Below are 12,612 nucleotides of genomic sequence, written 5' to 3' on the forward strand. Positions count from 1 at the left end.
TTAAACTTGTTTTTCTTAAAACAATCACGAATTCAATGAAACCACTCGGCACTGCGTTTTCGTTATCTCAACCGTTGATGAGTATAAATACCTTTAAAATCTTCTTACCTGCCTTATTTGCTGGGGTGCTTCTTCCTTTTGGATTTGCTCCTTTTCATATACCAGGGCTTGCGCTTTTGAGTATTGCTTTTTTCTTTTGCATGATTCAAGAACGAAGCTTAAAAGAGACCCTACTCATTGGATATTTATTTGGCATAGGTAGTTTTGGATTAGGTGTTTCGTGGGTTTATGTGAGTATTCATCAGTATGGGCATTTAAATATTGTTGCTTCCGCTGCGATTACCTTACTCTTTATTCTGTATTTATCAATATATCCTCTGCTGATGGCTGGTTTTTATCATTATGTCTCATCAGCGTGCTCATCTAGCGTATCTCGGTGTGTTCTCTTCTCTGCGCTCTGGTGCGTCAGCGAATACCTTCGCGCAACGGTATTAGGGGGGTTTCCCTGGTTACTACTAGGATTTAGTCAACTAGATACTCCCCTTCAATACGTTCTTCCTTGGGTTGGTGTGTATGGTGTGAGTTTTTTTGCCTGTCTTGCTGCTTCGTTTTTAGGCGAAGCCTATATCATGAAAGCGACTAAGCGTTATCTTTTAATCTCAGCCTTTACAGGAACCTTGATTTTGCCTGCAATGCTTCAATATATACCCTGGGGAACCCCTTCCTCTAATGCAGTAACGGTCGGTGTTATTCAAGCAAATTTATCTATGCGGGACAAATGGGATGAAGGGCTTTTCTGGCAATTAATAGCGCAATATAAGCGGGCTGCAGAGCACTTATTAAAAACTACTCAGCTGGTCGTTATGCCAGAGTCTGCCATCCCAGTTCCTGCCCCTTACATTAGTGATTTTATGGAGGATCTAGACAGTAAAGCAACGGAAGTGGGCAGTGCCATTTTACTTGGCACGCTTCAACCAACAGAGACAGATGATACTAAGCTTTATAATGCCATGATTGCCCTAGGGGATGGTCAAGGCATTTATCAAAAACAGCACCTTGTCCCGTTTGGTGAATATATCCCTGCACCATTTCAAGCCTTTATCGAGCGGATGGCTATTCCTGTAGCCAATTTAAATCCAGGAAAAAAAAACCAACCGCTGGTTTTTATCCAAAATCATCCTATTGCCTCTTTAATTTGTTATGAATTAGCGTATCCATCATTGTTACGCAAACAATTACCGTTAGCAGAATGGATTGTCTCCATCAGTGATGACGGCTGGTTCGGGCATTCGTTCGCCATGTATCAGCAGTTACAAATGGCACAAGCCTTATCTATACTCACAGCTCGGTATCAAATTGTGGCAAATAATGATGGATTATCATCGATTATCGATGAAAGAGGTCACATTATAGACTCGTTACCCGCTTATCGTGATGGGTTATTAGAGTCGCGCATTCTACCCATCCAAGGTTCGACTCCTTGGGTGTATTGGGGAGACTTACCGATATTATTGATTTGTACTTTAGTGGTATCTTATGCATTTTACATAAAAAGACGCCGTTTTTAGCATTAGGGAACGCCTGGCTATTGCTGCAAAACTCAAGAGGCGTTATTCTTACCAACCCATTTAGAATATTGACGTTAGACTATGGATAACAGCTATAACCCAAAAGAAATCGAAGAACAAGCACAACAATTCTGGCATAAAAAACAATTGTTTAATGTTGCTGAAGATCTTAATAAAGAAAAATTTTACTGCTTATCCATGTTTCCCTATCCAAGCGGATCATTGCACATGGGGCATGTACGTAATTATACCCTAGGCGACGTGATTTCTCGTTACCAACGCGCTCTTGGTAAAAATGTATTGCAACCAATTGGCTGGGATGCGTTTGGACTTCCGGCTGAAAACGCAGCCATTAAGCATGGAATTCACCCAGCCGAATGGACCATTAAAAATATTGAGGCCATGAAATCTCAGCTTTTGCGTCTGGGAAATGCCTATGATTGGAAGCGTGAAATTACTACCTCTGATCCCGAATATTACCGCTGGGAACAATGGTTTTTTATTAAGCTTTATGAAAAAGGGTTAGTTTACAAAAAAAATTCAATTGTAAACTGGGATCCAGTTGATCAAACTGTTTTAGCTAATGAGCAAGTGATTGATGGGCGCGGATGGCGTTCTGGGGCCTTAGTTGAACACAAAGAAATATCCCAGTGGTTTATTAAAATTACGGCCTATGCCGATGAGTTGTTAAACGACCTTGATTTATTAGAATACTGGCCAGAGCAAGTTAAGCAAATGCAACGAAATTGGATTGGTCGCTCTGAGGGGACGGAAATCTATTTTCGCGTACCTGATTATCCCAAGCGTTTAAAAATATACACAACTCGACCCGATACTTTAATGGGTGCGACTTATTTAGCCGTAGCACCCGATCACCCGCTTGCAAAACAAGCAGCAGGTGAAAAAAAACAAGTTCGTGAATTTTTAGAAAGTTGTCAAGGTGTTCGAATGGCCGAGGCTGAGCTTGCTACCATGGAAAAGCGCGGCGTCGATAGTGGTCTAAAAGCGATACACCCCATTACTGGGGAAGAAATCCCCGTCTGGATCGCGAACTTTGTGTTGATTCAGTATGGATCAGGCGCGGTCATGTCTGTACCTGCACACGATCAACGCGACTGGGAGTTTGCCCAAAAATATAAGCTTCCAGTCAAACAAGTCATAAAACCAACGAATGATGAGAAACATGACTTTTCAAAATCGGCATACACTGGTGAAGGCATACTCATTCATTCAGGCGAATTTGATGGCATGAGCTCCTCTGAGGCAAAAATCGCCATTACCGATGCCCTGGTTGAAATAGATGCCGGCCTATCTAAAGTTCATTATCGACTTCGTGACTGGGGAGTTTCCCGTCAACGTTACTGGGGAACACCTATCCCTATGATTGCATGTGAAGTATGTGGTATCGTGCCTGTTCCTGAAGATCAATTGCCGGTAGTTTTACCACAAAACGTTCAACTCACAGGAAGTGGCTCTCCCTTATCTAATTGCGAAGAGTTTGTACACACCAGCTGCCCTAAATGCGGTCAGGATGCGGTGCGAGAAACCGATACCTTTGATACCTTTGTGGAATCATCTTGGTATTATGCTCGCTTTGCATGCAAAGGCCAAGAAAACGCCATGTTGGACGATCGAGCCAAATATTGGACGCCTGTGGATCAGTACATTGGTGGAATTGAACACGCTGTGATGCATTTATTGTATGCTCGCTTCTTCCATAAGCTCATGCGTGATGAAGGCTTAGTAAATTCTGATGAGCCCTTTAGGGCCTTATTAAGTCAAGGTATGGTGCTAAAAGATGGGCATAAAATGTCTAAATCTAAGGGCAATACTGTTGATCCAAATCAGCTTATTGATAAATATGGTGCCGATACCGCCCGCTTATTTATTATGTTTGCAGCACCTCCAGAACAATCATTAGAATGGTCTGATTCTGGGGTGGAAGGAGCACATCGTTTTCTCAAGCGCCTTTGGGCTTTTGCCGAAGAGCACAAAGCGTTTCTCATTGATATTAATGAGTTAATCTTAGATGGTAATAGCAGCACGACTTGGCAAACCAGTGATAATCGTCTGCAAAAAGGCCGTTTAGTTATTAATCAAATTCTTGCTCAAGTAAATCAAGATTACGAACGACAGCAATTCAATACCGTTGTATCGGGTTGTATGAAAATGTTCAATGAGCTTTCCTCATACCAAATTGAAAATGAAAATGACAAGTGTTTCATCCACTATGGATTAAGCATTTTACTGCGCTTGTTAGCACCGATTACGCCACATATTTGTCATCATTTATGGCAGGAGCTGGAATTTGAAAAAATCATTATTGATGCACCCTGGCCAAAAGTCGATAAAAGCGCCCTAAAAACAGACGAAGTTGATTATGTAGTTCAGGTGAATGGAAAGCTTCGTGGTGAATTCAAAACTAGCGTGGATGTTTCCGAAGAAGCGCTGATTGAATTAGCCAAAGAAAATGTCGCTTCATTTATATCAGGAAAATCACTAAAAAAATCGATAGTAGTACCTCACCGTCAGCTGATAAACCTTGTGGTTAGTTAAATGAAAACCACAGCCAGCAAAATCATCACTACGCTGCTAATAGTATTTCATGTTGGTATGATGAGCGGCTGTGGCTTTCATTTACGAGGGCTAACGGATGTGCCCAAATGGTTAGATAAGGTGGCCATCATAACGCCAGACAATGAGCATTATTTGACCCCTATTTTAAAAAATCAGTTAGAAGCAAACTGCATTCGCGTGTGTTCGGAGCCAGCTGGCGCTAAATATTGGCTCATAATCCTATCTGAAACGTTTCAAGAACATATTGTGAGTGTAAGCTCTACCACGACCCCTCGACAATATCAAATTATTTATCGTATACGCTTTAAGCTTCAGGAGGTGAATGGCAAAGAGGTAATTCCTGAACGACAGGTGGAAATAAGCCGGCAAGTTACGATCAATAATGATAGGATTCTTGGCTCCAACTATGAAGAAACCCTAACAAAAAACGAAATGCGACAAGAAGCAGCTGCACTAATATTAAATCGAATCAGTAAATATTCAGAGACGTTTAAACCTAGGCTACACTAATACCTAACCTATACGGATAAATTCCAGTTTGCGAAAAGGATGATATGGCAATGAAATTAAAAACAATCATGATTTTAGGATGCCTAATAACAAACACGGCATTTGCCCAAATCCCTCCTGGACAATGGTTATGTTTTGCCTTTGATGCCCAGAAAAAAAGTTACGAAGGATTAGGCGATTCCCTTAAAAGTGCTATGCGTGCTGCCAATGTGACTTGTCGCGAGAAATCCCAGCAATCCGGTTGCAAAACCGCACAATCTTATTGTGAGCAAGGGCCATTATCTTTAACCGAAGCGCGATGTCTTGTAACCGATACCAATGGTCGTTCTTGGACGGCTACTGGAGCAGACGCTTGTAAAATAGCCTTGTCTTTATGTACACGCTGGCAATTTCTTCATAGTAAAATGAGCCAGTGCTCGGTGAAACATCGATATGCTGATTAAATATGAAGCCTTAGCGGCTAATTTAAAAAAAAGCATTAAGGCTTTATATATTATTACCGGCCAAGACCCATATCTGCTGAACGATGCTCAACATCAAATTAAATTAGCTTGCCGACAACAAGGAGAAGTTGATTGCAAAACGGTGCAATTGATAAACTCCTCAGATTGGACTTTGCTTCTTGATGAAGCAAATAATTACTCATTATTTGCCGATCACGTCCTTATTAACGCATATTACGATAAGAAAACCATTGAGAAAGCCGGTAAAGAAGCGATTTTATCCTACCTGAAAGCTACCAATCCCCGCTGCCAAATTATTCTAAACGCGCCCAATGTGCCCGCGAAACAACTGCAATGGCTTAGCAGCGAGCGTGAAGCACTTATTGTCCAAATATATTCTTTTTCACCCAAAGCTTTACAGCAGTGGATTGCCTCTGAGCTCAAACAGCATGGCTTTAATTTCGAGCAGGATATTCCTTCCCTAATCCAACAGTACACACAAGGCAATATGTTAGCTTGTGCGCAAACGATAGAAAAATTAGCTTTAACGCTACTTCCTAATCAACATTTAAACATCGATGAAGTAAAAGAGCATTTATTCGATCAATGCGATTATCAACTCTATGAGCTCGCCGATGCCTGTTTAGCTGCCCAACCTGCCAGAGCGATTCATTTGCTAAGGCAAGCCTGTGAAAGCCGAAAAGAACCCACGTTAATCTTATGGATTTTAGTGCAAGAAATCCGCCTCCTCATTCAATTATCTTCTTTAATCCAACATTCCCATCCCATACATGCAGCCTGTACCCAGCTTAAAATTTGGCCTCAAAAAAGAAGCCAATATGAAGTTGCCTTAAAACGACTGCCGCCCTCCTCTCTTTACCGATTATTGCAAAGTAGTCACAAGATTGATCAAATCATTAAAGCTGGTAAAGAAGGCAATGTATGGCACGAATTTGAAAATTTAGTAATGAACATGTGTCATTAAAAGTGCTGACCGATACGCCCTCTTAGCATTTCAATTTGGCCAGGCCCTTATCAGCATGTTAATTTATTTACTCAAGAACGCGCCACTCCCACCACCCTCATCCCCAAACCTTTTCCCTCAAAATAGAAGAAAGCAGATCGTGCAACTGATTAGTTTCAAATTAATTTTGATGGGACAGACGTGGCATGGAGCTAAAATAAGCCGGTTTTCGCACAATAATCGTATTATTTTATTACTTATTGCTAATTCTTCTTTGACAGAGGGATGATTAGTGTAAGATAATACGTTTTGATGAATTTTATAACAAAACGGTTATGAATTTAAACTTAATAGATTTAAAGTTACTCAGAAAAATATTTTTTATAGTGATTCTATGCATCAGCTCCACTTATGCCGCGAATAAAAAAATTGCGTTAACCATTGATGATCTGCCTTTTGTTGGTGATTACAAAAATCAGCATCTTTCGATGATTATCGAAACACTGAAGTCTCAAAAAGTACCCGCAACAGGGTTTATCATCGCTGGAAACGTTCATTCCGAAAACTGGTCAGTATTAAATCAATTTCGTGAAGCAGGATTCAGTTTAGGTAATCATACATTCAATCATACCAATTTAAACACCGCGAATGTCAACGATTACATTGAAGAAGTAGATGTTGCAGACAAGATTCTTTCACCCGTATTAACAGAGCCTAAATTTTTTCGCTACCCTTATTTAGCTATGGGAAAGGGGAATAAAAAAAGACAGGTTTTAGATTTTCTTGCAGAAAAAAACTACCACGTTGCTCCCATCACCATTGACAGTAAAGATTTTATCTTTAATCAATTACTTTTATCCGTTCCTGAGTCAGGACGACGTCCCTACTTACAGAGCTTAAAACCCGCCTATCTTAATTTTATTTGGCAACAAACACTTAAAGCTGAAGAAACAAATCGAAAATCCGCTCATACAGATAAGCCTCAAATCTTATTGGTTCACGCCAATTTATTGAATGCCTATACTTTATCGGACATCATCGACTTATTTAAGGCACATCATTATGAATTTGTTCGCCTTGAAGATGCGTTAAATATCCATGAAGCGCGCGTACCTAGGTATACAGCCACAGAAATAAATGATTCTGATCCATATATGGAGTGGGATTAGCTTTTAATTATGGCGCATATTTTTTATGCGCCACATTCCAATTATTGCTTTGATAAAGCTTCCAGTATTGCTTTACAAAAATAAGGTAAATCAAAAGGCTGCCTGGAAGTAATTAAATTTTGGTCAACAACGACAGGTTCATCTAGATAGTGTGCTCCGGCATTGATCACATCATCCTTAATCGAATGATAACAAGTGACTTTTTTATCGGATAAAATACTAGCAGAAACCAACATCCAGGAAGCATGACAGATTGCTGCGATGATCTTGCCTTTTTTGTAGTTTGACCTCACTAAATTCACCATGGCTTTATGCGTTCGCATTTTATCAGGAGCATAGCCACCCGGTATAATAATTGCGTCAAATAGCTGTTCTTCAACTTCTTTTGCAGCCACATCGGATTCTACTTCATAGCCCAGTTTGCTTTTATAGGTCGTCTTATCCTGACCAATAATTAAAGGGCTAACCCCTGCTTCTTGAAGTCTTAAATAGGGATACCAAAACTCCAATTCCTGATAGTCATTTTCAATCAAAATACCAACAGATTTATCTTCTAAGTTCATTCCTTTCTCCCTAAAATACCTTTGATATATACTAAGCTTAGTTTAAAAATGGAAAGCTTCCGCATGAAAAGTATCTTAATCTACGGAGGAACGTTCGACCCTCCGCACAATGGCCACTTATTAACCGCCCTAACGGTTCAACGTGAATTTAAATTCGATAAAGTATATTTCATTCCTTGTAAATCACCCGTGTTGAAGCCAGAAAGTCATGCGACTTGTAGTCAGCGAATAGATATGTTGCGATTGGCTTTATCGAGTTATAAAGAGTTTAGAATTGATTTACGAGAAATCAAGCGAGATTCTCCTTCTTATATGGTTGATACACTTAAAAGCTTGCGTGAAGAACTAGGTAGTAAAATCGCTTTAACGTTACTTCTTGGAACGGATGCCTTCTTACAATTGCCTAATTGGCATAAGTGGCGTGAACTGATCGATTACGCACATATCCTTGTCATTCAAAGATCCATTAAAACCGAAGGACAATCAGACACATTGCATCACTTTGTCTCAAACCATTTAACTTCAAATAAGTTCAACTTACGCTCGAAACCTGCCGGATTAATTTATTTTTATAATGCGGGATTATATGACATCTCATCCACTGACATTCGAGACTACATAAAAGAAGGTAAGCCCATTAAACAATATCTTCCCCACGCAGTTTATCGCTATATAAAGCAACATAGCTTGTATCAATAACTTAGAAGTGCCTCAGATCTTACCTATCATGAATTTTCAAGCTGGTGTTTAATAAAAATTATGAGTATGCTATTCCCACTAAAAGCTTAAACGGAGATCCGCTGTGACAACATCTGTAGTTGCCCGCTTTGAGATTCCTTTTACTCGTATTCTAGGCAGGAATGGAGAATGTTCTGGTGAGTTGCCTTCTTTTGCTAAGAATCAAGACATCCTTCTTAATCTTTACCGAACCATGGTAAAGGCTCGTGTTTTTGATAAAAAAGCCATCGCGCTTCAACGCACCGGGAAAATGGGGACTTACGCTCCCATAAATGGTCAGGAAGCTATATCGACAGCCATTGGAAGTGCGATGGACAAGGACGATGTATTTATCCCTTATTATCGTGACTACGCGGCCCAATTCCAACGGGGCGTAAAAATGTCTGAAATACTTTCCTACTGGGGCGGGGATGAACGAGGTAGCCAATTTGAAAACTGCCCACAAGATTTACCTATTTGTGTCCCCATCGCTTCTCAATGCCTACACGCAGCAGGCGTTGCATTTGCATTTAAATACCGCAAACAAGAACGCGTAGCCGTGGTGTGTATTGGTGAAGGTGGCACCTCCGAAGGTGATTTTTATGAAGCGATGAATGTGGCTGGAGCATGGAATTTACCGGTTGTATTTGTGGTGAACAATAACCGATGGGCTATTTCTGTTCCAATTACAAAGCAAACGGGATGTCAGACAATTGCCCAAAAAGCCATTGCTGCAGGATTTGAAGGTAAACAAGTTGACGGCAATGATATTTTGGCCATGCGCCAAGCCATAGAACAAGCTATTGCAAAGGCTCGTAACGGAGAAGGTCCAACGTTGATTGAAGCCATAACCTATCGACTTTGTGATCATACTACAGCTGATGACGCAACACGTTATCAACCCAAGGATGAAGTAGAGGCTGCAGAGCTGAATGAGCCAATTTTACGGTTTAGAAAATTTTTAGAACAACGTGATTTCTGGAATGATGAACAAGAGCAAGCACTGCTGGATGAGTGTGCTACGGAAGTACAACACGCAGTCGATGAATACCTAAATCGCCCAACTCAATCCATCAGCTCTTTATTTGATTATCATTACGACACGTTACCAGATTACTTGGTTGAGCAGCGTGCTATGGCTATGGAGGCAGCTGAAAATGTCTGATATCACGTTAGTTGAAGCAGTTACCCAAGCATTAGCTTATGAATTAAAGCATGATCCTGATGTGGTTGTTTTTGGTGAAGACGTAGGTAAAAATGGTGGGGTTTTCAGGGCAACAGAAGGATTACAACGTGAGTTTGGAGAAGAAAGGGTCTTTGACTCTCCTCTTGCTGAATCGATGATTGCTGGGTTGGCTGTTGGTATGTCAACACAAGGCATCAAACCCGTGGCAGAATTTCAATTCATGGGATTTATTTATCCTGCTATGAACCAGATTATTTCTCACGCAGCTCGTATGCGAAATCGTACTCGCGGCCGACTGCATTGCCCGATTGTGTTTCGCGCACCTTTTGGAGGCGGTATTCGTGCTCCTGAACATCATTCAGAAAGTACCGAAGCTTTATTTGCTCATATTCCTGGTTTGCAAGTGGTCATTCCTTCCTCTCCTAAAAGAGCGTATGGGCTATTATTAGCGGCCATTCGAAATCCTGATCCGGTTATTTTTCTAGAACCAAAACGAATCTATCGTTTGGTTAAGCAACCGGTTGCAGATGATGGCAAAGCCTTACCCTTAGGAAAATGTTTTACTTTAAAAGAAGGCAGCGACTTAACACTTATAAGTTGGGGAGCAAGCATTCACGAAACACTGCAAGCAGCTAAGCAATTGGAGGCGGAAGGCATTTCTTCAGACGTGATTGACGTAGCATCCATTAAGCCCTTGGATATTGATACTATTTTTGGTTCCATTGAAAAAACCGGGCGCTGCGTTATTGTGCATGAAGGCGCTAGAACATGCGGTGTGGGTGCTGAAATATCAGCACAAATTATGGATTGTTGTATTCATAACCTTCTGGCACCCGTTCAACGGGTTACCGGTTATGACGTGGTCATGCCATATTTTCAGCTAGAGAAACACTATATACCGAGTGTTAATCGCATAAAAGAAACAGCCCTTAGCATAATGGAGTAGCTATGAAATTATTTAAATTGCCCGATTTAGGCGAAGGTTTGCCTGATGCAGAAATTCAAGAGTGGTATGTCAAAGAAGGTGATGTGGTCAAAGCCGATCAACCCCTGGTTTCAATGGAAACTGCTAAAGCGGTGGTTGATGTTCCCTCACCTATGGATGGGAAAATTGTTAAATTTTATGGTAAACCTGGTGATGTGATCAAAACAGGAGAGCCTTTAGTTGGTTTTGAATTGGATGAAGTCGAAACTCCTAAAGATAAAGGAACCGTGGTAGGTAATTTAGAAGAAAGCACGGATGTGACTGAAGATCATTTTATTATTGGCTCCGCATCTTCATCAAGTCGTATCAAATCAACCCCTAGTGCACGATTATTAGCTAAAAAGCTTGGCGTCGATTTATCACAAGTGAAGGGAACCGGCGATTTAGGGTTAATTACTCGTGAAGACGTATTAAACGAATCTGAGCTTCGCTCAAAGCCCAAAGAGGGCTTTGAGCCCTTGCGTGGCGTACGAAGAGCAATGCTCACAAGCATGGTACAATCGCATGAAGAAGTGGTGCCTGTTAGCATTTTTGATGAGGCTGATATTCATGCATGGAAGACAGGAGAAGACATTACAGCCCGTTTGATTAAAGCCATCGTAGCCGCAGCCAAAAAAGAACCAGCCCTTAATGCTTGGTTTGATAAAGAAACCTCTTCTAGACGCTGCTTTGCTGAAGTAAATTTAGGATTGGCTATGGATACGGAAGATGGACTTTTCGTCCCGGTGATCCATCATGCTGAAGAGCTATCGAATAAAGCCCTTCGTGAAATAATCGATGAGTACAAACAATCTGTGCGAGAACGAGAGATTGCACCTGAAAAACTTAAAGGCGCAACCATCACCCTTTCGAATTTTGGGAAGTTCGCAGGTCGATTTGCAAGCCCTATTATTGTTCCTCCAGCCGTAGCCATTCTTGCCGTAGGAAGGCTTTATGAGGCCGTTGTTTCAAGCAACGGAACTATCGTCGCCCATCGGACCCTACCGTTATCGTTAAGTTTTGATCATCGAGCAGTAACTGGCGGCGAAGCGACACGATTTTTAGGCGCCGTCATAGAGTCATTAGAAGAAAGTTAAAGGTAGTTATCCATTATTTAATCTGAGCTCGATATTACCAAAATCCAAATTTTGCTGATATCGAGCTGACTTATTTTGAATGGATCCAGTACAAAAAGCGTCGCTTTTTTACAAGATAGAGTTGTAGTATAATGCCAATTCAGAGCAAAATATTGTTCATAAGCAAGTAATATCAGTCATTTTGTTTCTCATAATAAATAATGCGGCAGCCATTAGTCCAAAAACATGCACCATTAAACCTTGATACGAGCGTACCTTGCTGGCAATTTGAATCCCAGTTTTTTCATTTACCTAGCTGCAGAATGATTCAATAGGTTGACGCACGTGTGAAATGCTGTCGATAGCCACTGATCAGCGGCATCTAAAAATTCTTGGCCTTTTTCTTTTTTTACTGGTGTAAGTAGCATGACTTGTTGTTCTTGATGAATTGCTTCTGATTGAACCTGATATGCTTTATCAGCATAACAAGTGAGCATATTAGATGGCAGAAAATGGAATAATTTGTTCAAATGATTTTCTATCATGCATGCCTGCATCTGTTAGGCAAAGACTTGCAAGCACGGGTAGTGCGCCGGATTGCTGACTCGCAATTGCGTGCAATTTAACATCATAGTAATGCAATTTTTTCGTTGAACAGTAACCATTTTTTGTGGCAATTTCAGGAGCCACTTTGGCATGAAATCGCCGACCGCGTTGTGCCATAATAATCGGCATAGAATCAGTGAGGCCTATTAGTGACTCTAGCTTGAGAACATCGGTTAGTTCCGTGCTCAATGAATCAACTAACGGAACAAATAGATCATGCACCAAGAGCTACTTACGTCGCGGGTAGCGCTTGGTGGGTGAGATCGTCA

Annotated in this window: 13 protein-coding genes; 10 read left to right on the forward strand and 3 right to left on the reverse strand. The window is 41.0% G+C overall.

Going from position 1 to position 12,612, the window contains the following annotated elements; genetic code table 11:
* The first annotated feature begins 35 nt into the window (after positions 1–35).
* The 6 genes from lnt to E1O41_RS00975 all read left to right on the forward strand — a co-directional run bounded on the left by lnt (position 36) and on the right by E1O41_RS00975 (position 7,231).
* Positions 36–1,568: an apolipoprotein N-acyltransferase gene (gene lnt / locus E1O41_RS00950; protein WP_229669288.1), complete on the forward strand. Its 1,533-nt coding sequence runs from the start codon at positions 36–38 to the stop codon at positions 1,566–1,568.
* 81 nt (positions 1,569–1,649) lie between these two features.
* Positions 1,650–4,124, forward strand: coding sequence for a leucine--tRNA ligase (gene leuS / locus E1O41_RS00955; protein ID WP_131775435.1), 2,475 nt, complete (start codon positions 1,650–1,652; stop codon positions 4,122–4,124).
* A complete protein-coding gene (locus tag E1O41_RS00960; protein ID WP_131775436.1) occupies positions 4,125–4,655 on the forward strand; it encodes an LPS-assembly lipoprotein LptE in 531 nt (176 codons plus the stop codon).
* A gap of 50 nt (positions 4,656–4,705) precedes the next feature.
* The gene (locus tag E1O41_RS00965) at positions 4,706–5,098 is read left to right on the forward strand and encodes a hypothetical protein (protein WP_131775437.1); all 393 of its coding nucleotides are present in this window, start codon (positions 4,706–4,708) and stop codon (positions 5,096–5,098) included.
* Entirely contained in the window at positions 5,088–6,083 is a 996-nt protein-coding gene (holA, locus tag E1O41_RS00970; protein WP_131775438.1) for a DNA polymerase III subunit delta, read from the forward strand. The genes E1O41_RS00965 and holA overlap by 11 nt, the downstream gene beginning before the upstream one ends.
* Before the next feature lie 314 nt (positions 6,084–6,397).
* A complete protein-coding gene (locus E1O41_RS00975) occupies positions 6,398–7,231 on the forward strand; it encodes a polysaccharide deacetylase family protein (protein ID WP_131775439.1) in 834 nt (277 codons plus the stop codon).
* A 41-nt stretch (positions 7,232–7,272) separates the two neighbouring features.
* Here the strand turns inward: E1O41_RS00975 and E1O41_RS00980 are convergent, their stop codons facing one another.
* On the reverse strand, positions 7,273–7,794 hold the full coding sequence (locus E1O41_RS00980; RefSeq protein WP_131775440.1) for a type 1 glutamine amidotransferase domain-containing protein: 522 nt from the start codon (positions 7,792–7,794) through the stop codon (positions 7,273–7,275).
* A 63-nt stretch (positions 7,795–7,857) separates the two neighbouring features.
* Here E1O41_RS00980 and nadD point away from each other — a divergent pair, with 63 nt between their 5' ends.
* From nadD to E1O41_RS01000, 4 genes are all read left to right on the forward strand, one after another.
* Entirely contained in the window at positions 7,858–8,493 is a 636-nt protein-coding gene (gene nadD / locus E1O41_RS00985) for a nicotinate-nucleotide adenylyltransferase (RefSeq protein WP_165481054.1), read from the forward strand.
* Positions 8,494–8,596: 103 nt separating this feature from the next.
* Complete coding sequence (gene pdhA / locus E1O41_RS00990) at positions 8,597–9,676, forward strand: pyruvate dehydrogenase (acetyl-transferring) E1 component subunit alpha (protein WP_131775442.1); 1,080 nt, start codon at positions 8,597–8,599, stop codon at positions 9,674–9,676.
* Positions 9,669–10,643: an alpha-ketoacid dehydrogenase subunit beta gene (locus tag E1O41_RS00995; protein ID WP_131775443.1), complete on the forward strand. Its 975-nt coding sequence runs from the start codon at positions 9,669–9,671 to the stop codon at positions 10,641–10,643. The genes pdhA and E1O41_RS00995 overlap by 8 nt, the downstream gene beginning before the upstream one ends.
* Positions 10,644–10,645: 2 nt before the next feature.
* A complete protein-coding gene (locus E1O41_RS01000; RefSeq protein ID WP_131775444.1) occupies positions 10,646–11,758 on the forward strand; it encodes a dihydrolipoamide acetyltransferase family protein in 1,113 nt (370 codons plus the stop codon).
* Between the two features lie 287 nt (positions 11,759–12,045).
* Here E1O41_RS01000 and E1O41_RS01005 read toward each other — a convergent pair whose 3' ends face one another.
* Together E1O41_RS01005 and E1O41_RS01010 are read right to left on the reverse strand one after the other, a co-directional pair.
* Complete coding sequence (locus E1O41_RS01005) at positions 12,046–12,267, reverse strand: hypothetical protein (RefSeq protein WP_165481055.1); 222 nt, start codon at positions 12,265–12,267, stop codon at positions 12,046–12,048.
* On the reverse strand, positions 12,236–12,565 hold the full coding sequence (locus E1O41_RS01010) for a hypothetical protein (RefSeq protein ID WP_165481056.1): 330 nt from the start codon (positions 12,563–12,565) through the stop codon (positions 12,236–12,238). Before E1O41_RS01010 ends, E1O41_RS01005 begins: the two co-directional genes overlap by 32 nt.
* Positions 12,566–12,612 lie beyond the last annotated feature (47 nt).

Source organism: Legionella impletisoli, from assembly GCF_900639875.1.
Taxonomy (GTDB): Bacteria; Pseudomonadota; Gammaproteobacteria; order Legionellales; family Legionellaceae; genus Legionella_A; species Legionella_A impletisoli.

Excerpts from the sequence above, each read along its gene's own strand:
- lnt (WP_229669288.1), top strand. The coding sequence starts at position 36 with ATGAAACCACTCGGCACTGCGTTTTCGTTATCTCAACCGTTGATGAGT.
- leuS (WP_131775435.1), top strand. The coding sequence starts at position 1,650 with ATGGATAACAGCTATAACCCAAAAGAAATCGAAGAACAAGCACAACAA.
- E1O41_RS00960 (WP_131775436.1), top strand. The coding sequence starts at position 4,125 with ATGAAAACCACAGCCAGCAAAATCATCACTACGCTGCTAATAGTATTT.
- E1O41_RS00965 (WP_131775437.1), top strand. The coding sequence starts at position 4,706 with ATGAAATTAAAAACAATCATGATTTTAGGATGCCTAATAACAAACACG.
- holA (WP_131775438.1), top strand. The coding sequence starts at position 5,088 with ATGCTGATTAAATATGAAGCCTTAGCGGCTAATTTAAAAAAAAGCATT.
- E1O41_RS00975 (WP_131775439.1), top strand. The coding sequence starts at position 6,398 with ATGAATTTAAACTTAATAGATTTAAAGTTACTCAGAAAAATATTTTTT.
- E1O41_RS00980 (WP_131775440.1), bottom strand. The coding sequence starts at position 7,794 with ATGAACTTAGAAGATAAATCTGTTGGTATTTTGATTGAAAATGACTAT.
- nadD (WP_165481054.1), top strand. The coding sequence starts at position 7,858 with ATGAAAAGTATCTTAATCTACGGAGGAACGTTCGACCCTCCGCACAAT.
- E1O41_RS00995 (WP_131775443.1), top strand. The coding sequence starts at position 9,669 with ATGTCTGATATCACGTTAGTTGAAGCAGTTACCCAAGCATTAGCTTAT.
- E1O41_RS01000 (WP_131775444.1), top strand. The coding sequence starts at position 10,646 with ATGAAATTATTTAAATTGCCCGATTTAGGCGAAGGTTTGCCTGATGCA.